Source organism: Vibrio sp. 10N.222.49.C9, from assembly GCF_041474985.1.
GTDB classification, from domain to species: Bacteria; Pseudomonadota; Gammaproteobacteria; order Enterobacterales; family Vibrionaceae; genus Vibrio; species Vibrio crassostreae_C.
In genome coordinates this window covers 1-330 of sequence record NZ_JBFRVD010001554.1, presented here as the reverse complement: position 1 = coordinate 330, position 330 = coordinate 1, and the positions used below count along the sequence as shown (strand labels likewise).

The window sequence follows — 330 nt, the reverse complement described above, 5'->3', positions numbered from 1 at the left end:
CCAACAGTGTGGGTGATGATATCGAGGTGTATACCGACGAGTCACGTACGGTTGTGGCTAAGACGTTATTCAACCTTCGTCAGCAAACCAAAAAGCCGAAAGGCTTCAATTACTGCTTGAGCGATTACATTGCGCCTAAAGAAAGCGGTGTTAAAGATTGGATTGGTGGATTTGCCGTAACGGGTGGTATTGGTGAGCGTGAGATTGCTGACAACTACAAAGCGGAAGGTGATGATTACAACGCGATTATGATCCAGGCGGTAGCCGATCGCTTGGCTGAAGCCTTTGCCGAGTACCTTCATCAGCAAGTGCGTAAGGATATCTGGGGAT

At 48.2% G+C, this 330-nt stretch carries 1 protein-coding gene; it reads left to right on the top strand.

Annotated features, from left to right (window positions below; all coding sequences use genetic code 11):
- Window positions 1-330, top strand: a 330-nt coding sequence (locus tag AB4585_RS29230) for a vitamin B12 dependent-methionine synthase activation domain-containing protein (RefSeq protein WP_372172312.1), incomplete at both ends; no start/stop codon positions are given.